We start from the raw sequence: 20,333 nt of genomic DNA, 5'->3' as shown, positions 1-20,333 counted from the left end.
TGTTTGGTTGAAATAGATGGTTTTAATCCGTTTTCAAGTATAAGACACAAAAAATATTAAAACGTGACAATCATTTTAACACAAAACAAAAAAACCTCGGTTTCAGGCCGAGGTTTTTATATAAACACATTTTAGATTTTACATTTTTGATGCAACCGCTTTGGCTTTTTGTTTGTGATGATGTTTTTTATGGGATTTTTTTTCCTGAGCTTTTTCAGTTTTAGCTTTAACAGCTGTAGTAGTTTGTGCATTAACGGCATTAACAGTAAAAGCTGCTATCAGGGCGATCATTAAAATTTTAATTGCTTTCATTTTCTTATGATTTAAGATTAATAAAACCTTATTAATTGTTTAATAAATCTCTAAATACAAAATGAAGAATGGATGAATATACTATCTACTTTTATGAAAAGTATCCAAATATAAATCTTCAACCTTTTTTCGGGCCCAAGGCATTTTGCGGAGAAACTTTAAACTCGATTTTATGGAAGGATCGCTATTAAAACAATCTATTTTAATGAGCCCACCCAACCGTTCCCAGCCATAATGCACTTGTAAATCGGTAACAATTTTTTCTAAGGTTAAACCATGCAAGGGATTGTTTTTCTGCTCTGCCATGAGGCAAAGTTAATTCAAATTATGATTTATTAAGGATTATATTGCGCCATCCAAACGGTTGCACCGCCGCAATCCGGATCATCAGTTTTATGTTCAATTATTTTAAATTGATGTTTATTTAAAATCGATTGGTATTCTTTAGTGGCTAAAGAAGCATGAAATAAATTTTCACCACCGTTTAATCCCCACGATTCTCCATTTTTTGAACCTGAGGTAAACAATAAAACACCACCGGGAAGCAAATGCTTCTTAAAAACATCAAGTGTTTCAGGCTGCTCTTCTAAAGGCAAATGAAAGAAACTATGCCAGGCAATTATTGCATTAAACTTTCTTTCGAGTTTAAGTTTTCGCATGTCTGCAAGAATAAATTCGACATCCTCGAAATTCTCTTTAGCAATGCTGAGCATCTTTTTACTGGCATCCACTCCGGTTACCTGGAAACCAGAATCTTTAAAATATTTTAATAATGGAATTCCCGTACCGCAGCCAATATCTAAAACAGTTCCACTTACCGGGATAATGGATATTAGTTTATCGAGGTATTTTTTCTCGATTAAATTTGTTGGCCGGTTGTCAGCGAACCACTCACCAATTTTATTGTAAACTTCAAACACGTTCTGCCGGTTCCCTTCCATAATTTTTATTTAAAAAGCAACTGCCGTAGCATCAATTTCGATTAACATGCCGCTTAAGGCTAATCTCTGAACAGGAATTAATGTATTTACTGGAAACTCCAAATCGGGCCATATTAAATTTGATTCTTCAATAAGTACCTGATGTTTCTCCTCATCGTAATCTACAACTAAAGTAGTAAGCTTTGCGATATTTTTAAAGCCCATGCCTTTACTCGCTAAAGCGATATTTATATTCTCGAAAACTATTTTTACCTGTGTTCTGAAATCGGTACTTAAAACCCCATCCATTCTGCTTCCACCCTGCCCGGCAATAAATACTAATAAATCTTTTGCTGATACAGTGGCAACGTGAGCATAACCATGCGGACACGGATCATAAATGCCTTCCGGATTACTAATTTCTAAAACTTTATTTTTCATTTCAGTTATTTCTGGTAAAACTATTATTTATAATTTCCTTCAGTGTTAGCAATTTGCAATAATATATTAAAAGAGTTTTTAGCGCTAATTGAGCAAAAATTTTTGAAAAAAATGTTTTTTTTGAGTGTTTTGTTTTTGCAGTAACAAAACCATTAATCGTAAACCCGATGGAAACGGCAGCTCCCGATTTTTCATCGGGACTAAAGTGTACAGCGGGACTGAATTAACCGAAGCATTACTTTACCGTACATTTCCAAAAAAAAAACGCCCTGAAAATTCAGAGCGTTTATATAATGCATGTAAAGTGTAGTTTAGTTTGTCCAACTGTTGTTATCCGGATTTGAATCTGGCAATACTTTGTTAGGGTCTAAAATTACCGAAACTACCTCTTCGGTTGTTGGATAGCGAACTAACCAGCTTGTGTTTTTCATCCAAACATCAACCGGAACTTTTATTATATCGGTTTTACCGCTCTTAGTTTTTACCTGAAGGATAATAGGCATTGGCATTTTCTCAAGGTTATCAACTTTGATGTTGTAACTTGTTATTTTTCCATCAGTTTTAACTGCTTGAACATCACTTATGGCTTGGTCCATTTTCCAGTTATTTAAAAACCAGCTTCTCCAGAACCATGCTAAATCTTCGCCTGCACCGTTCTCCATTGAGCGAAAAAAGTCGAACGGTGTTGGGTGTTTGTATGCCCAGTTTTTAATGTACTGGCGGAAAGCATAATCAAAACGATCTTCGCCTAAAATCTGCTCTCTTAAAATATCTAAACCCCAACCTGGTTTGCTGTAAAGGTTTACACCAATGTTACGTTCTGCCATTCCATCGGGCATAAGCATAATATTTTCCAAAACCGGGTTACCAATAACACGTTTACCGATATTATTCATATCTGTAACACGCGATTTATATTCGCCATTATTAAAGTTTTTAGAAGAAATACCATTGATGAAAGTGTTAAAACCTTCATCCATCCAACCGTATTTACGCTCATTTGAACCAACAATCATCGGGAACCAGGTATGGCCAAATTCGTGATCGATTACGCCCCATGCCGAGCCATTTTTAGCCTTCCAACCACAGAATACAATGCCCGGATATTCCATACCACCAATGTTGGTCGCAACATTTACCGCCATTGGATAAGGATATTCGAACCATTTTGTAGAGTAATGCTCTATGGTAGATTTTACGTATTCTACGCCTCTGCCATAGCTATCGTTACCATTGCTTTCGATAGGTTGTGCAGAAACTGCCAATCCTTTTCTTCCGCTTGGAAAATTTATTCGTGCGGCATCCAAAACAAATGCTTTTGACGAAGCCCAAGCAGCATCTCTGGCGTTTAAGATTTTAAATTTCCAGGTTAACTTATCTTTCGCAGGGCGGGATTTAGGATCATTAACTTCTTCAGCAGAACGAATGTGAACAGTTTTATCGCTCGCTTTTGCTGCGTTCCATCTTTTTAATTGCTCTGCCGTAAATACTTCCTGTGGATTTAAAAGCTCTCCAGAACCCATTACGATATGATTAGCCGGTGCAGTAATTGCAAAAGTGATATCGCCATATTCGCAATAAAACTCGCCACCGCCCCAATAAGGCAATGTATTCCAGCCAATTACATCATCGTACACACACATGCGTGGAAACCATTGTGCGATTGCAAAAATTTCTCCATTTTGAGTAGTTAAATGCCCGGTTCTGTCTGAACCTTCTTTAGGCACAACGTAAGAGTAATCCATTTTAACCGTAATTAAATCACCATTTGCAGCCATAGGTTGGTCTAAACGGATTTGCATACGGGTATCTTCTACCAAAGAAGTAAATTTTACTGCTGCCGATTTTTGAGAAACACTGATGTTTTCGATTTTGTAACCGCCATTAAAACTTTCGCCTTGCGCACCGTAACGACTTCTTGCAGGCGTTACCGCATAACCACGGGAAGTTTGTTTAAAGGTATTTTGATCTAATTGTAACCACAGATATGGCAATTTATCGGGACTGTTGTTTTTATAAGTGATGGTTACACTACCCGTTACCGTACTGGTTGCTTCGTTAAGGCTGGCTGTAATGTTGTAATCAACTCTGTTTTGCCAATATTTTGGCCCTGGTACACCAATTGCAGAACGAAATTCGTTTCCGTTTTGCGTGTAAAACAGTGGTCCGAATGCCTCTGCCGGACTATAATTTGTTGCAGCAGGCGTAGTTTTGGGCGCTTGTTGAGCAAATGCAGAAAAAGCAAATGCACAACATGATAAGCTTAAAGTTATAAGTTTATTCAGTTTTTTAGTCATGTTGAAATTTTTATAGGCGGCAAATATAAGCAATCGGCGTTATTATGTTTTCTTGTGCCTATAATGTTACTTTACAACATCCTAAACCACAGAATGCTACATTTGGTTATCTACTTTCTTCAAGTTTGGCAAATCTTGTAGTTTTTTTTCCTTCGGAGATAATTTTAACCAAGCTTGATAAGCCTGAGCGATGTAATATGGATAATTAAAAGGCCTTTGTTCCTGAATTTTTAATGTAGATGGGCGATAAATAATCATAAAGTTTTTTAATTCTTCGCCATCCAGTTTAGTTAATTCTTTTATAGTTTTTTCAGTAAAGTTTCGGTCTATTTCTGCATTATAACTCTCCTTTTGTTCAAGTTCGGCTTCTAATCGCTGCTGGCGTTTGTATTTACCATGACCAAGATTTAAACTTAATCCACCAACCTTATCCGTCATTTTTTTACGGTATAAATTACCACCAGTACCCATTAAAGTGTATTTTTCTGCCATTGGATCTTTCGACAAAACTTCTTTATTAATTTTTACACCATTAATGTTTACATCATTTAAGTTATTTGAGCGCACAACCATATAAATGGTTTTTGGCAATAAGTTGGTAAGGTAAAGTGTATCTGTTGTATAACCTACAAAAGAAAATTCGAGCAAATCGCCAACTTTGGCTGGTACTGTAAATTTCCCGGCAGCGTTGGCACTAACCACTTTCTTGTTATTTAAGTTTCTAATGGTAACGCCCGGAACTGTTAATGATTTTTTAGAATAATCGTAAATTGTACCGGTACTAACAGTTTGGCTAAACGATGCAAACGGAAGGGCAAGGAAAATAAAAATGATCAGCTTATACATATCCAAAAATATATTAGTTTTAAATGTTAAAATCCTATTTAACAATCTTTAACATTAAAACAACGGTTTTAACTAAGTGTTTCAGCGTAAAGGTTTTCATCAAAAGAAATTAGAATGGCTTTGCCATCTTTCTCAATAATTGGGCGTTTAATAGCACTGGTGTTTTCTACCAAATAATCTATTGCCTTTACCTGATTATCAATTGCTTGTTGTTCTTCCTTTAGTAATTTTTTCCAGGTCAAACCTTTCCTGTTCAGCACGGTTTCCCATCCAAAATTGTTACACCAGGTGTTTAGCTTTTCCTTTGTAATGCCTTTTTTCTTAAAATCGTGAAATTCGAAATCAATTTTATGTTCCTTTAACCAATCCAGAGATTTTTTAACCGTGTTACAATTTGGAATGCCGTATACTATCATGTCTATTTTTATTTGATGCTCAAATGTAAGGATGATTAAACAAATATTGAATGATTGAATTTGAATGAAAGTATAAGATAAATATTCTTTTAATCTGCGGCTAGCGGAAATCAACTTTAGTTCATCACATTTTTTCGCTAATCCATCACATTTTAAAAATATATTGCAGCGGTGTTGCTAAAATTGCTCCATCAAAAACAAAAACATGGCTATTAAAGATTTACACAAAATTGAATTTTGGATTTCCACCTGCTTTTACATCCTTATCGTAATACTAGTTATCACCAATGCAGGAAGCAGAGATCACAACCATAATTACTACTATTTTCGGGGCGCTAACTTAACCTATTCGCACATCACAAATTACCTGATACCCGAGCTTTTTAGGTTTTCTGTTCTGTATGCAAACTTTCTTGCCATAAACTTTTGCATTATTCCTTCTTTCATTAAAAAACATAACATATTAGCAAACAGCTTTTTCCTTGCCGGATTATTCCTGATTGGTGGCTTAGTGATAAGCATTTGTAATACCTATACCAAAGCATACATTCTGGTAGAGTACAATGAATTGCAGGATGGGTACAATAGGCTATTTTACGAAGGATTTTTATACAGTTTATGGTCTATAGTTATTATTGCAGCGTATGGATTAGTAAAGGAGTTTATACTTTACATCAGAGAAAATAAATACCGCGATGCCGATGAGCGAACGCAAGTTAAATTAGATGTAGGTTTCGGATTAGCATTTTGGTTTGTTGGGCTGTTACTTTGGATAACAACAAGAGCCGGAATAGAAATTAGCATTTGCTGGAGCCTTGTCATCTTCTCCACCATAGGCATATTTATATATTCCATTTACAAATTACTGCCACAAAACTTTGAGCAAGGCAAAAAATTTAAGGTTTACTTTTGGCAGGTATTCTTCATTTCTATATTATTAGCCGTTCCGCTCGGCTTAATTTCAACCATTTTTATTATGCGGGCAGAAATGTTTTTTATAGTATTCATATTCCATTTGTCAACACAACTTATTGTAACCGTACCGCTATCGTGGTTTGTTTACAAACAAAGAACTTCTACACAAAGTGAGGTGGCAAGCCTCCGTACAAAATTGGGTAAATCTAATGCCAACCTGAGTTTCCTGCAATCGCAAATTAACCCACATTTTTTATTTAATGCACTAAATACCCTTTACGGAACCGCATTACAAGAAAATGCCGATAGAACCGGCGAAGGCATTCAAAAACTTGGAGATATGATGCGTTTTATGTTGCACGAAAACATGCAGGATAAAATTTCATTAACCCGCGAAGTTGAATATTTAAACAATTATATCGATTTGCAAAAACTTCGAACTTCTCGCTCTGCTGATATTAGAATTGAAACTCATATCGACGAACAGTTGAATAATCTGGAAATTACACCCATGCTTTTAATTCCTTTTGTAGAGAACGCCTTTAAACATGGTATAAGTTTACAACAACCCTCTCATATAAAAATTACGCTGCAAACTAAAGAGCGCACTTTATTTTTCGATGTTAACAATAGCATTTACCACAAGGCCGATACCGACCCGGAAAAACTTAAAAGTGGCATCGGCCTGGAAAACGTAAAACAAAGGTTAACCCTGCTTTACCACGGGAAACATGAGTTAATTATTCGCGAAAGTGCAAAAGAGTTTTTTGTGCATTTAACCTTGCAGCTAGATTAAGATCTATCATTTTTTTTGAAAATGTATGGTAGTGTAAATGGCGGACGAAAGCCCCGCCATTTGCTTTACTCCGTTACACTCCGTGCTCGCTATTGTCGGGTTTAACTTACTCAGGCTGGTAAAACTATTAATGTTTTCGCTACGTGCTTAAAAAATTTAATGTGCTGAGGTTTTAAAATTGAGTGAAGATTTCTCCACTTCAGTCGAAATGGACAGAGGTTGGTGTTGCAGATTTATAAAATTAAGCTAGGTGCTACAATTACAAAAGCGCTAATAACTTTGTTAAATAGCCCCGACAAAAACGAAAATACTTTTGGGAGCACTAATTATTTACAGCGAAAACATTAACCAAAAGATTGTAGTATTGGCGGGACAGAATTGCCAAGAATTACAAGACTTTGTGCTTCAAAAAATAATTTAAGGGGATAGAAGTTTAAAAAAATTAAATCTAATAGTATCTTTAAAAATGATTGCCATTGCAATAGATGATGAACCAATAGCGCTTGATATAATCCGCTCGCATGCTTCGAAAGTGCCATTTGTTGAGCTTAGTGCCGTTTTTACTAATGCTTTTGAAGCGATTACATATTTGCAGCATAACAGGGTAGATTTAATTTTTCTGGATATCAAAATGCCCGATATTAGCGGAATTGATTTTCTGAAAAGCCTGAGCAATCCGCCAATGGTAGTATTTACAACTGCTTATACGGAGCATGCAGTGCAAAGTTTTGAACTCGATGCGGTTGATTATTTATTAAAACCCTTTTCGCTATCGAGATTTTTAAAAGCCTGCAATAAAGCTCATGAGCTGTTTAACCTTCGTAACAATAAAGCCGAAGAAAAACCAGAATACATATTTGTGAAAGATGGTTACGAGCAGATTAAGGTAGCTTTAAGTGATATCCTATACATCGAAGCTTCTGGTAATTATACACAAATTCAGCTAAGAGATAAACTTATCAGCTCAAGAATTACCATAAACGATTTAGCCGATTTACTGCCAAAAAACTTTATTCGCTGTCACCGGGCTTTTATCATTTCAAAAGATAAAGTATCCAAATTCGATAAAAATCAAATTTGGATAGGTGAAAAATCAATACCGATTGGCGCAACCTATGGCAACATTCAGTTGGTGTAATTACGGCTTCACGTTAACTCTTATACCGGCAGAATGTGTTGTAAATTCTGGAGCATACATACTTTGTAAAGTGGTAATTCCGTTAGAAAAATTTCCAGAATGCGTAACCCTCAAAGCATATTCAAAAACGTATGTTCCCTTTCTTAAATAGCTAATAAAAAAATTAGTTGATGCATCTTTAGTGCTTTCGTAATAACCTAAACCATCCTGATATTTATATTGAGAAACTACGTTTACAGGCTCAAAACCTGAAGAACGCATATCTTTCAAATGAATATATTCCATATCCCGATCGCAACGAATTTCTATTCTTACCTTAACCAAATCTCCCGTAGATAGAACGTTGGAAGCTGTTAAAGGTGTTAGCAAATCACCCTTATCTGTACGCTTTTGTAAAAACAATTCTTTATTAATTTTTACTCCGGTACTGGCAGATTTAATCTTATCTAACTGCTCAAAATATTGCCAATAATAAGCACCCCATGCAATACTTTTATTATTATTTTTGATTTGCACTTTTGCCATTTCAGGTTTAACATCAGCCCCTTTTATGGTTATTTTTTCATAACCTGTTCCTGCCTCTTTTATAGGCACAGGAATTCCTAAGTCTGTAATCGTTTTTCCTCCGATTAAAATTTCTGGCTCAGCAGTTTCATTTAGTAAGTTATAACCTCTAAATAATAAAGCATAAGTTGCCGCAACAGTCGCTTTGGTTGTTTTCCAATCGTTAGTTTGTTTATTTTTAAGTAGCCAAATTTTCATTTCTTCTACCGATTTTGAATCTTTAGCAACTTCATCAAATGCTTCAATAAGTAAAGCTTGTGTTTCTACCGGACTTTGATACCACCACCAGCCATTTTGATTCTTTGCCCAATACATCCCCATTTCATCGCTTTGCTGTGCAGTCTGTTTTAACAAATTAATAATTTTCAAAGCTTCGGCGTGGTTGCCACTACGCTCTAATATTAACGCTGATTGTGCCAATTGGTATGGCTCTAAATATTTCCAATCGTTAATTATTTTTGTTAAGTAAAACTTGTGTGCCATTACAAATTCAGGATTGGTATTGGGTTGAATTGCATAGCTTCTCGCAAATAAGTAATGAATTGGTAAATAAGTTGCGCCTTTTTTATCTTTTAAATAACTATGATAATCTGAAGTTAATTGCTCATCAAGATAGGAGATAGATTTAGTTAACATCTGATTTAATTTTGGAAAGCTTTTATCATCAACTAATTTGAGTTGCTTTAATTGAGCCAAGCCCATAACAATATGCTGTGTGATGTACCTATCTTCTCGCATGCCAGCAAACCACGGAAAAGCGCCATTACTAAACTGCATATTCTCTAGCTTATCAAAGTTTGCATTTAGTTCATAGCGCATTCTGTTTAAATCGAAAAGTATAGCCAATCTTTTTTTCCTTTCCGTTTCATCATTTGCGGCTCTTACCCATGGAGTTTCCTCGAGCATAATCGATTTTAATTCAGGATTTTTCTCCAGATTAGAAAGCAATGCTTCACCATTGTTGGTTTGCTGCCACGATTGAAATACTTCTTTAATTTTTGGTGATGAATTGATGATACCCGTTGCGAAACTATTAGCGTAAAATCTGCTAAAAGTTTGTTCCGCACATTCATAAGGATATTCCATTAAGTAAGGCAAAGCTTGTACCGCATACCAAACTGGATTTGAGGTAAACTCAAAAATTAGTGCATGGTTTTTAATTGTTTTTGATTTAGCAAATTGCAACAGGTTATCCATAGTGAAAGTTTTACTAATGCCTCCCCTAACATTTATTGGCATACTCTCCATAACCATTATCGAGTTTGGCAATACCGGAATGGTCATTTCTTCGCCATCCGAATAATTTTCTGATTGAGCAGTTAATTTATAAGTAATTGCACCAACACCTGAAGGAATAATCAATGACCATTTTAAAGATTGATTACCACTATTTTCTAATTGAAATTGCTGTTGATTAGAATTTTTTTTCTCGAAGATTGAAATAACTTTACCCGAAATTGCATCTCTTAACTCTAACATAGCTAAACCACCAATTGCATTTGCAGATAAATTATTGAGTTTTGTACTAAACAAAATAGTATCGCCCTCGCGAAAAAAACGAGGCGCATTTGCAGATATAGAAAGCTGTTTTTGCGTAACAAGCTCTTTTGTTATGGTAGTTGTTTTAAAATCTTTGGTATGCGCAAACCCTAACATTTTAAATCGTGTTAAGGATTGAGGTATCGTAAATTCAATATTAATTTCCCCGGCTTCATCAGTTTTTAATTGAGGGTAGAAAAATGCCGTTTCAGTAAAATTTGTTCGTGGAACTACCTTCGCCTTTTTTACTGGTTTACCATTGATAATGTAGGTATCCGTTTTCGGATCATAACCTTCTATACTAACGAAATCGTAAACTTTGTAATCATCAACTGCAATTGCCTCCATTAGTTTTTCAGCCCCTGGAATACCTTCCTGATCATACATAACCGTGTTTGTTCCTCTTACTCGAACAGTCCTTACTAGGTCGCTAGATTCATTCCTTACATTTGCTACAGCACCAGTAACTTCTTTTTTTGCTTGTGTTCCATAACCAACTACAACAACTTCATTAAGCCCTTTTTTATCATATTTTAATTTAAAATTTATTCTTTTGTCAGTAGAAACTTTTGCGGTTTCAATATCATAACCAATAAATAGTGCTGCAATTTCTTCACCAGGCTTAGCTGCAATACTGTAAATTCCGTACTCATCAGTTTTTGTATTTTTAGTTTTAGTTTTGATAACAACACCGCCAACACCATATCCTTCATCATCTGTAACTATCCCATAAATCAAACCTGTTTCTTTTAATGAGGCAAGCTTCTTTTTTACCGCTTCGTTAACATGCGTTCTCTTATTAGCTTCTATTTTTTTTAGGTAAAGCGTATAGTTGTTTTTATAACTGTGTTGATTAAATGAAAATCCATATAAATTCAAATATTCATAATTTCTTCCCGTGATGTTATAATAGCTATGATAATTACCGCTAAACCAAATTTGATTAGCATATTGGATATAATTTTGGTTGTAATTCCAATTGTAATTGTTGTAATTATATTTTGGCGTTGATATTTTATTCCAATTCATTGCTTTAAGATCATCCAGCGATGCATCGTATAGCGAAACAACCATTTCAGCCATTTGCTCTTCGCCCTTTTTATTGGCGATTTTTAACTTCCATGTATCAGTTTCGCCTGGCTGAAGTTTATCTCTAAAGCTTAAAAATTTCACATCGATTTCTTTGGCGGCATCAACTATGTTAACTACTTGCATAGATTGCGAAATCCTTCCATTTTCAATTAAGGTAAATTGAACTGCAAAACCATCAATAAATTGAGGTTCAGGTTTAATATTGATTATAGTTTGCTTATTGCTAAGCTTTAACCATGCCTTTTTCACAATTAAATCTTTATAGTAAACTTCGTAATATGCCCGGGTATTTTGCAAAACACTGGCAAGCCTAAAAACTGCCGATTCTTGCGGAGCAATTGTGTTTTTTTCTGCAATAAGCCATTCCTTTGCTAGTAAAATTTTCTCGCTCGAATTTTTATATACACGTACAACTTTTTCTACAATAACAGAGTCCAAACTGCTATTTATAGCTTTAAACTTAACCTTGTAATAGCCTGAGGTTAAATTGTTGCCATCTATTTTTAAATTTCCTAAGCCGCGTTCTACTTTTTCATTCTGAATAAAACTTAATTTTTCTACACTCCAACGCTCAGGATTTCCATCGTTTTCATATTCATCAAACGGAAAATACTTTATAAAATCTGATTTAGATAAACTGTAATTTTCTGCTTTACCTAAGGTATTTTGATATACAATTCTGCCCGGATATTGGAGTTTATACCATTCGGCAGTAACTTGTCCCTTAATCGGTGTTCTATTTATATTCGTAATTTCAAATGGAATGCTGTCCTTTAAATCGGCTGGAAAAATCTCATTTGGGATAGAAACATTTAAAAGCACATCGGTTTTGCCAACATTAAGCGTTTGCGATTTTGAGCGTGTTTCACCATTCAAATCTGTGACGTCAACCATGATTTGGTAAGAATAACTATCACTATTATTTTCGGCAGCAGCCAAAAACTGGATATTAAATAACCCATCGCCTCTTGTTTGCGTATTGCCTATTGCTATTTGTTTGCTAGGATTATAGCCGTTAATTCTATCATTGGCCGAAAGAATATTTCGGGTAATAACATATTTAACTTTAGCGCCGCCAACAGAATAGCCACTAAAACTAATTGCCTTTCCTTCTAACCGAATAGAATCATTTAATTTATATTTTTGGTTCAAAGGTTCAAATACAACCTCAAAATTTGGTCTTTTGTATTCTTCTACCTGTACCTCAATACTGCCATAATTGGTACTTATATTCATTCTTCCGTTTAATTTCCCTAACGGAATTGTGAAAGAACCTTGAAACGTACCAAATTCATTTGTAATTTTTGATGTTTTTTCTAGCGATTTGCCATTTACATCATTAAAGTTAATGCTGATATCAACTTCCTTTAAAAGTTGATTTTTATCATCTTCAAATTCAAAGTAAATTCCTTTGTAAAAAACGGTTTGCCCTGGTCTGTAAATAGGTCTATCTGTAAATAAAGTAACTCTCCTTTTTGTATCCATATACTTATAGGCTCTTGAACCGACATCGACAGTTACAGAATCAGCTCCATTAATTACCTCAATACGGCTTACAGATGTATTTAGTGTGCTTTCTGCAAATCCATTCTTGTCTGTACGCAAGCTTCCTTTATACTTATAACTGTATTTACCCTTTTCATATTCATGATTCTCTTCATTAATAATTGCATTGGCAGTGGCTTCACCAGTAGAACTGTTCGAAACAAAATATTCATGATTTATTAAACCAGAAATGCGGTCAGTAACGGCTAAATCGGTTACCTGAAATGGCATAAAACTATGCATTGCATTACTATCTACAGTTTTTGCAATGATTACATAATAGCCTTTTGCTAAACCATCGAGCTTATCAATTAAAGTATGGCCCAAGTAATCGTCATTCTCAGGTGTATTAACTATCCATTCTTTAAACACATTATTAGAGGCTGAAAATTTTTCGTAATCAGTTTGGCTTCCTAGATTAATATTTCTATGATTATGACTAACCTTATAAAGCTGAATTGATATGGCTTCTACATTTTTGTAGCTAAAAAATAACTGCACAGGTTTTTCAGGAATGAAAAGCTGTTGTACGCTAATATTTAACGACTTGTCTTTAATATCATTAATTAGCTTTTCAAAGTTTTTAGCACCTAAACTATTTGGATATAACTGGATTACATCATTTCCAATCTTAACCAATTCCTTTAAATCAGGTCGCTGTTTTATATTTTGTTGATTACGATTATCATACATTTTTGATGCTTTTTCAAAAAGAACATCCCCATAAATATCTGTTGATTTAGCGTAGTTGGCAAGTTCATCAATAGCTGAACTATAAAGCTTTAGTTTATTCTCAAGCGTACTTCTTGAATAGATATAATTTAATCGTTTAACATCTACATCGGCAAACGCACTAATATTTTGGTGCTTAATATGAAAACTAAGTAGATTCTTAAAAATCGACAGCGCCTTTGAAGAAAACGAAGTAGAATCTGTATTTGAAATCTCAATATTTAAAAATGAATTATATTTTTCAAACCATTTTGCACTATTAAAATCGATTGATGTATCATTCTTCGTTAATTCAATTTGAGTATTAACTAGAACATCCAAAGCTCTATGTGCCAACACATCGTACAGGGTTGGTCGTAAATATCTGCTTGAGCTGTCTCCAACCATCAAAGCTGTTAAACTATCAATTTTTGTATCCTGCAAAATCTTAACCTCAGATACAGATGCCATGTAATTTTTAAGCGTTTCATCAATTAATTTTCCAATCGGCCAAGTTTTAATATCACTACCTACGTTTGCCTCAACATTAGTGCGTTTTATAATATTATATCGATTTTGCTCATAATACCTCCAATAACTTTCTGCAAGTAAAGATTGAAGAATGCTTTTTTCTGGTTGCTTTGCAGAAGCGATGTCTTCCCTAAGCTCTGCATTAATTATAGAAATAGCTTCTTCTTTAAGATAGCCCTGAAATAACATTCGATATATGGTTGCCCTAATCAACATAGCGGTGTTACGCTGTGCTCTGGCACTTTTATTTACTTTATCAATTATCGAAACTGCATCTTTAGGTTTTCCAATAATTGCTAAAGAATCTATGGATTTAAAATTATCATGATAGTATTTATCCTTATGCTGAGCAAAAGCGACATTAGAAAAAAGAGAAAATATAAGAAGAATAAATAAAGAGTGGAGCGTTTTTTTCATAGTGCAGTATTTAAACATAAGATGGTAACCTAAAGCAGATTCCATAAAATTATTTAAACTTTAAGATGCATATTACGAAACTAAATATTTTTAAACATCATAAATTAGATTATAGATACAATTAACATATAAATAACATTTACCGTGTTTTAAAAAATTGTAAATTAAACTTACAACATTTAAACATTACGCTCTTTCAACATTCCATGCTTAGCAGTATCTTTGCCACATGTCAAGTCAATTAAAAAATCTTTCTGATTTTTCTCACACAACGGTTCCGAGTGGAGCAAAATATAAATTTGGTATTGTTGTAGCCGAATGGAACGCAGAAATTACTGGTGCTTTGTACAACGGTGCACTTAAAACCCTTTTAGCTAACGGTGTTAAGGAAGAAAATATAATCTCCTTACCAGTACCAGGAAGTTTTGAACTTACCGGAGCTGCAGATATTTTGTTAAGCAAAAAATCAGATTTGGATGCTGTAATTTGCCTGGGTTGTGTAATTCAGGGCGATACTAAACACTTCGATTTTATTTGCGATGCAGTAGCACAAGGCTGTACTAATGTTGGTATTAAGTATAGCAAACCAGTTATTTTTGGAGTTTTAACCACAAACAATTTGGAGCAGGCACAAGATAGAGCCGGTGGTAAACATGGCAACAAAGGTGATGAAGCCGCAATTACAGCAATTAAAATGGCCGATTTTTCTGCAAACATTTAAAAATATTAGTAACTTAGATACTTAAAGCTTAACTATCGAAATGAAAAAAATAGCCATCCTTTTATTGGCGGTGTTTTGCACCATAACCATTTTAGAGTCTTGTTCATCAAAACTTTGCCCGGCTTATAGCTCTTATCCAGAAGGTAAACGCAGAAGAAATTAATACATATCTATTTTCATTTAAGCTACTTACAGAACATTAACATACTGTAAGTGTTATCTCTATAAAAAAATTAAATAAAAATTATGGCTTGGGTTAATTTAACATCAATAGAACAGCTTGATGAGATTAAAAGTGCGGAAGGCTTTAGTCTAATTTTCAAACACAGTACACGCTGTTCTATCAGCATGATGGCAAGAAAGAATTTTGAGTTAGATTGGGATGTTATTCCTGCTGATACAAAATTGTACTTTTTAGATTTAATTGCTTACAGAGAAATCTCTAATAAAATTGCTGAGATTTTTGAGGTAACGCATCAATCTCCACAAATATTATTAATTAAAAACGGCGATTGCGTTTTAGAGGCTTCACATAGTGATATTTCTGCCGAAGAAGTTGCTGAAGTAATTGCAGCATAAAATATTATGGCCACAGATTTACAGGTCAATATTAAAAAATCTGCGAATCTGTGGCTTTGATATTTTGAACGTAATCGTTTTTTTTACCCAAAATAAGTCACAGATTTACAGATTAATATTAAAAAATCTGCGAATCTGTGGCTTTCTTTATTCTATTTTTAAAATTTTTGATGTTCTGCTTCGGGTTGATTTGCAAAGCTCCGTATCATCAGCCAAAGCTTTCCCGTAAGTAGGAATTATTTCTTTAATTTTCGCTTGCCATTCTGCCGTTTGTAAATCCTCTTTAAAACAACGGCTTAATAAATCAAACATAATTGAAACAGCTGTTGAAGCACCGGGAGATGCACCAAGTAGCGCCGCGATAGATCCATCAGCAGCACTTACTACTTCAGTTCCAAACTCTAATATTCCGCCTTGCTTTTCATCCTTTTTTATAACCTGCACACGCTGACCGGCATATTCTAATTCCCAATCTTTTAATTCTGCTTTTGGCAAATATTCTTTTAAAGCATTTAACCTATCTTCTGGCGATTGCCTTACTTGTTCGATTAAATATTTCGTTAAATCAATATTGTGTAGCCCAGCAGAAATCATCGGACGAATGTTGTTAAATTTTATAGATTTTGGTAAATCCAAAAACGAACCATTCTTTAAAAATTTAGTAGAAAAACCTGCATACGGCCCAAATAATAAAGCTTGTTTACCATTTATCATTCTGGTATCCAAATGCGGTACAGACATTGGTGGTGCACCAACAGAAGCCTTCCCATAAACCTTTGCATGGTGTTGTGCAATAATTTCTTCATTGGTACATTTTAGCCATTGTCCGCTAACCGGAAAACCACCAAATCCTTTACCTTCAGGAATATCAGATTTTTCTAATAAAGGAAGTGAGCCGCCGCCCGCACCAATAAATACAAATTTACCAACGCGTTTACGTTTATCTCCACTCTCTAAATCTTTAACTTTAATTATCCAGTTTCCATCTTTATCCTTTTTTAAATCACGGATTTCATGATTAAAATAGAGGCTAACATTTGGCTGTGCTTTTAAATAATTAAACATATCTCTAGTTAACGAGCCGAAGTTAACATCCGTTCCCAAATCCATTTTTGTTGCGGCAACCTTATCTCCTTTTTTGCGACCATCAATAATTAATGGTGCCCAGGTTTTAATTTGCTCTGCATCTTCAGTATACTCCATACCGCTAAACAAATTGTATTTGGTTAGCGCATCGAAGCGTTTCTTTAAATATTCGGTATTCTTTTTACCCCAAACAAAGCTAATGTGAGGAATTTTCTTGATAAAGTTTTCTGGGTTTGAGATAAGGCCCTTTTCAATTAAATAGGCCCAAAACTGCTTAGAAACTTCAAAATGCTCTGCAATTTGAACCGCTTTTTTAGTTTCAACAGTTCCGTCTTTTTTTTCGGGCGTGTAGTTTAATTCGCAAAAAGCAGAGTGACCAGTACCTGCATTATTCCAGGCATCAGAACTTTCTGCTGCAGCAATATCAAGGCGTTCGTAAATTTCTATACTTAGGTTTGGTTCTAATTCTTTTAATAAAACGCCTAAGGTTGCGCTCATTATTCCGGCGCCAATTAGTATTACATCTGCGTCAGTTTTACCAACTGTCTTTTTCTTTTTTGTCATCTTATATCAAAGGAGTTGCAAATTTAAAATCATTTTAAGCATGAAACGAATTTTCGCATATGAAAACTAAAAAATTGCTGAAAAATGTATTATTATCTAAATTGAGCTCAATTATTTAGTAAAATTTAATCAGAAGTGTTAAATTTTATGGTGTAATTATTAAATCTTCATTAAGAATAAGTTAATTACTTAGCATTTCATTAATTATTTCTCTGTCGCATGAGATTTGCTATAAATTTAGCTTCAGTTTTAGCCACCTAAACCGTATTGAAGTGGCATCCCCCAAATTTCTTTGGGGATATAACGGAAAGACGGACCGAACCTAAGCCATAAGCTGTACAGCACCTTTCCAAAATCTTTTTTAACAATATTAAGTTTTAGCAATTGTTATCTCAACAATATGAAACAAACATTACAACATTCCAACATTTCAAGCGTGTAAGATTTCAATCCTATTGCTTAACTTTGCCTTATGATTGATTTACCGGTAGTACCTGCTGTAACTGAAGTTAAACGTAAACCAGATTGGTTGCGTGTTAAATTACCTGTTGGTAAGGAATATGCTCAGGTACGTAGCTTAGTTGATACACATAAACTTCATACCATTTGCGAGAGTGGTAATTGCCCAAACATGGGCGAATGTTGGGGTGCAGGTACGGCAACTTTCATGATTTTAGGAAATATTTGTACCCGTAGCTGCTCTTTTTGTGCTGTGGCTACAGGCCGGCCATTAGCTGTTGATGTTGATGAGCCAAATCGTATTGCCGATTCGGTTAGATTAATGGGTGTTAAACATTGTGTAATTACTTCGGTTGACCGTGATGATTTAAAAGATGGCGGTTCTATTATCTGGGCAGAAACTTTGCAGGCCATTCGCAGGGAAAGCCCAATTACAACTTTAGAAACCTTAATACCTGATTTTAAAGGTCAATGGGATAATTTATATCGTCTTTTAGAAGAAAGACCTGAAGTGGTTTCGCATAATATGGAAACGGTTAAACGCCTTACCAAGCAAGTGCGTATCCAGGCTAAGTACGATAGAAGTTTAGAAGCATTAAAAAGAATTTCAGAATTTGGTTTACGTACTAAAACCGGAATTATGCTTGGCTTAGGAGAAACAGATGAAGATATTTTTGAGGCTATGGATGATTTAGTTGCTAATGGAGTACATATTTTAACATTAGGTCAATATTTGCAACCAACCAGAAACCACCACCCGGTGGTTGATTGGATTCATCCTGATACATTTGCGATGTACAAAGAAGTTGGTTTATCGAAAGGGTTAAAATATGTTGAAAGCGGTCCGTTAGTTCGCTCTTCTTATCACGCAGAAAAACACCTTTTTCCTATTGAAGGCATAGCTTAAAATGATATAGGTATTCACAAAAGATAGAAAGTTTTATTTATTAGCCAAAATCGAACTCCCATACAGAATATTGTTGTAAAACATTTTTTTGCAATTATTGTTGTGAGTTGTATATTCGTACCATAAGTGAGTGCATTAAAAAAAATTACCTTAACCGAGACTGAAATAGTTTTGGCATTGCAATCGAAAGATCCGGCAGTGTTAAAAACTCTGTACAGTATGTATTCTTCTGCTCTATATGGGGTAATTTCACGTATCATCACCCATACTGAATTAGCAGAAGACGTTTTACAAGAAACCTTTGTAAAAATTTGGCAATCTGCTTCACATTACGACAATACAAAGGGAAGGCTATTTACATGGATGATGAATATTGCCCGAAACCTTTCTATCGATAAGCTTCGTTCAAAAGATTTTAAAAATTCTCAGAAAAACCAAGATATAGAAAATAACGTAAGTTTCGTTGATGAACAAAATAAGGTAACATTTAACCCTGATACCCTTGGCGTTAAGCAACTTGTAAACAATTTAAAACCAGACTTACAGGTTGTTCTTAATTTAGTTTATTACAATGGTTTCACACATGTGGAAGCCGCAGAAAAGTTAAATTTGCCATTGGGAACGGTTAAAACCAGAATCCGATTGGCCATTATAGAATTGAGAAGGAGTTTTAATTAAGCGTGGAAAATTTAAGAGCATATATAGAATCTGGAGTACTTGAGCTGTACGTTTTAGGCGATTTATCGGCCGAAGAAACGCTGCAGGTTGAAGAAATAGCATCTCGATACCAGGAGGTTAGAGATGAGATTGCTTCGATTGAGCAAGCTATGGAGCAATATGCGCTAAATAACGCTGTAGAACCTCCTATAGATGTTGAACAGAAACTTTTTGATAAGCTGGGTTTAAATATTTATGAAGAGGTTTTTGAAACTGCAGATAATTACATTAACGAACCAAAAATTGTTCGTTTAGATGGAAGCGATGGCAAAGTGAAAACGTTGCGCTACGCTTTGGTTGCCTGCGTTGCGTTATTGGTTATTAGTGTAGCAGCGCTTTTTGTTACATACAATAAGTTAAGCGATGCAAATACACAAATTGCTAGTTTGAACCTGGATAAGCAGAAGTTTGCAGGAGTTGTTAGTCAGCTTGAATATGATAACAAAGGCTTAAGCAACATTGCTGAAATGGCTGAGAGTAAAGAGTGGGCAACCATTAGAATGCAGGGTCAACCGATTAGTCCGAATTCTAAAATGAATGTTTACTGGAATAAAAAAGATAAAAGTGTTTTAATTAATCATTTAGCTATGGATTTACCAAAGGCTGATGCAGAACACGAGTATCAACTTTGGGCACTGGTAAACGGAAAACCTGTAAGCTTAGGCGTTTTTGGAAAATCTGATTCTACAGCAAAAGATGCAATAATTAAAATGCAATCTATTCAAGAGGCACAGGCCTTTGCAGTAACATTAGAGCCAATGGGCGGCAGTGTTAATCCAACGATGGAAAAATTAACCGTAATGGGCGGCGTTTAAAAATA

Annotated in this window: 17 protein-coding genes; 8 read left to right on the top strand and 9 right to left on the bottom strand. The window is 34.7% G+C overall.

Translation table 11 applies throughout. The features are described from left to right. Positions 1-138 precede the first annotated feature (138 nt). From LUA90_RS08305 to LUA90_RS08275, 7 genes are all read right to left on the bottom strand, one after another. Positions 139-312, bottom strand: coding sequence for a hypothetical protein (locus tag LUA90_RS08305; RefSeq protein ID WP_231459128.1), 174 nt, complete (start codon positions 310-312; stop codon positions 139-141). An 81-nt stretch (positions 313-393) separates the two neighbouring features. Beyond that, positions 394-618, bottom strand: coding sequence for a VF530 family DNA-binding protein (locus LUA90_RS08300; RefSeq protein WP_231459127.1), 225 nt, complete (start codon positions 616-618; stop codon positions 394-396). A 29-nt stretch (positions 619-647) separates the two neighbouring features. Continuing rightward, the gene (locus LUA90_RS08295; RefSeq protein ID WP_231459125.1) at positions 648-1,253 is read right to left on the bottom strand and encodes a trans-aconitate 2-methyltransferase; all 606 of its coding nucleotides are present in this window, start codon (positions 1,251-1,253) and stop codon (positions 648-650) included. A 9-nt stretch (positions 1,254-1,262) separates the two neighbouring features. Further along, on the bottom strand, positions 1,263-1,673 hold the full coding sequence (locus LUA90_RS08290) for a RidA family protein (protein ID WP_231459124.1): 411 nt from the start codon (positions 1,671-1,673) through the stop codon (positions 1,263-1,265). Positions 1,674-1,984: 311 nt separating this feature from the next. Then, entirely contained in the window at positions 1,985-3,970 is a 1,986-nt protein-coding gene (locus tag LUA90_RS08285) for a M1 family metallopeptidase (protein ID WP_231459123.1), read from the bottom strand. A 96-nt stretch (positions 3,971-4,066) separates the two neighbouring features. After that, positions 4,067-4,816: a carboxypeptidase-like regulatory domain-containing protein gene (locus LUA90_RS08280; RefSeq protein ID WP_231459121.1), complete on the bottom strand. Its 750-nt coding sequence runs from the start codon at positions 4,814-4,816 to the stop codon at positions 4,067-4,069. 68 nt (positions 4,817-4,884) lie between these two features. Beyond that, on the bottom strand, positions 4,885-5,232 hold the full coding sequence (locus LUA90_RS08275; RefSeq protein WP_231459120.1) for a Spx/MgsR family RNA polymerase-binding regulatory protein: 348 nt from the start codon (positions 5,230-5,232) through the stop codon (positions 4,885-4,887). 205 nt (positions 5,233-5,437) lie between these two features. On the opposite strand from LUA90_RS08275, the gene LUA90_RS08270 reads away from it, so the two are divergent. Together LUA90_RS08270 and LUA90_RS08265 are read left to right on the top strand one after the other, a co-directional pair. Then, the gene (locus tag LUA90_RS08270) at positions 5,438-6,943 is read left to right on the top strand and encodes a sensor histidine kinase (protein ID WP_231459118.1); all 1,506 of its coding nucleotides are present in this window, start codon (positions 5,438-5,440) and stop codon (positions 6,941-6,943) included. A gap of 466 nt (positions 6,944-7,409) precedes the next feature. Continuing rightward, positions 7,410-8,081, top strand: coding sequence for a LytTR family DNA-binding domain-containing protein (locus tag LUA90_RS08265; RefSeq protein WP_231459116.1), 672 nt, complete (start codon positions 7,410-7,412; stop codon positions 8,079-8,081). Here the strand turns inward: LUA90_RS08265 and LUA90_RS08260 are convergent, their stop codons facing one another. Then, positions 8,082-14,480, bottom strand: coding sequence for an alpha-2-macroglobulin (locus LUA90_RS08260; protein WP_231490703.1), 6,399 nt, complete (start codon positions 14,478-14,480; stop codon positions 8,082-8,084). Between the two features lie 229 nt (positions 14,481-14,709). Between LUA90_RS08260 and ribH the strand changes: the two genes are divergently transcribed. The 3 genes from ribH (at position 14,710) to ytxJ (ending at position 15,780) form a co-directional block, all read left to right on the top strand. Next, a complete protein-coding gene (gene ribH, locus LUA90_RS08255) occupies positions 14,710-15,201 on the top strand; it encodes a 6,7-dimethyl-8-ribityllumazine synthase (protein WP_231459114.1) in 492 nt (163 codons plus the stop codon). Positions 15,202-15,241: 40 nt separating this feature from the next. After that, positions 15,242-15,364 (top strand): hypothetical protein, encoded by a 123-nt coding sequence (locus LUA90_RS19475; RefSeq protein WP_255713363.1) that lies wholly within the window; start codon positions 15,242-15,244, stop codon positions 15,362-15,364. Positions 15,365-15,447: 83 nt separating this feature from the next. Further along, positions 15,448-15,780, top strand: coding sequence for a bacillithiol system redox-active protein YtxJ (gene ytxJ / locus LUA90_RS08250; RefSeq protein WP_231459113.1), 333 nt, complete (start codon positions 15,448-15,450; stop codon positions 15,778-15,780). Between the two features lie 147 nt (positions 15,781-15,927). Here the strand turns inward: ytxJ and LUA90_RS08245 are convergent, their stop codons facing one another. Then, the gene (locus LUA90_RS08245) at positions 15,928-17,430 is read right to left on the bottom strand and encodes a malate:quinone oxidoreductase (protein WP_231459112.1); all 1,503 of its coding nucleotides are present in this window, start codon (positions 17,428-17,430) and stop codon (positions 15,928-15,930) included. 472 nt (positions 17,431-17,902) lie between these two features. Here LUA90_RS08245 and lipA point away from each other — a divergent pair, with 472 nt between their 5' ends. From lipA to LUA90_RS08230, 3 genes are all read left to right on the top strand, one after another. After that, entirely contained in the window at positions 17,903-18,796 is an 894-nt protein-coding gene (gene lipA / locus LUA90_RS08240) for a lipoyl synthase (protein ID WP_231459111.1), read from the top strand. A gap of 126 nt (positions 18,797-18,922) precedes the next feature. After that, positions 18,923-19,474 (top strand): RNA polymerase sigma factor, encoded by a 552-nt coding sequence (locus LUA90_RS08235; protein WP_231459110.1) that lies wholly within the window; start codon positions 18,923-18,925, stop codon positions 19,472-19,474. Positions 19,475-19,476: 2 nt separating this feature from the next. Beyond that, positions 19,477-20,328, top strand: a complete 852-nt coding sequence (locus tag LUA90_RS08230) for an anti-sigma factor domain-containing protein (protein WP_231459109.1) — start codon at positions 19,477-19,479, stop codon at positions 20,326-20,328. Positions 20,329-20,333: the final 5 nt, after the last annotated feature.

Origin of the sequence: Pedobacter sp. Leaf170 (genome assembly GCF_920984665.1) — a bacterium.
Lineage (GTDB): Bacteria > Bacteroidota > Bacteroidia > Sphingobacteriales > Sphingobacteriaceae > Pedobacter.
The sequence above is the reverse complement of the archived record's forward strand: the minus strand, read 5'-3'. Positions and strand labels throughout refer to the sequence as shown.